Source organism: Sphaerospermopsis reniformis, assembly GCF_005402885.1.
GTDB classification, from domain to species: Bacteria; Cyanobacteriota; Cyanobacteriia; order Cyanobacteriales; family Nostocaceae; genus Sphaerospermopsis; species Sphaerospermopsis kisseleviana.
In genome coordinates, this window is sequence record NZ_BJCE01000600.1 from 1 (window position 1) to 349 (window position 349).

Here is a 349-nt window from a genome sequence, read left to right on the forward strand (position 1 = left end):
TTAGTGAGCGGAGTCGAACTACGGTTAGTGAGCGGAGTCGAACTACGGTTAGTGAGCGGAGTCGAACTACGGTTAGTGAGCGGAGTCGAACTACGGTTAGTGAGCGGAGTCGAACTACGGTTAGTGAACTTGTACTAAGCGAAGTCGAACCATGTCGAAGTATGCCTGTGCCACAATGGTTTTATCACTAACATCTGTACTTCATAGCACCGAAAACTGTTGTATGTAGGGTTTGCTGAATAAACCTAAAACCTTGATATATCAAAGGTTAGAGGCTGATAAACACAGAAATTAGTGCAAGGGTTTTGAAGGGTATACCGGAAAAAGTGTGCATTTTTTGGGATTTCAA

At 43.6% G+C, this 349-nt stretch carries 1 protein-coding gene; it reads left to right on the forward strand.

Translation table 11 applies throughout. The features are described 5' to 3' along the window. Positions 1-191: hypothetical protein (locus FFR48_RS29910; RefSeq protein WP_236104250.1), on the forward strand; the 191-nt coding region annotated here is incomplete at its 5' end. Between the last annotated feature and the right edge of the window lie 158 nt (positions 192-349).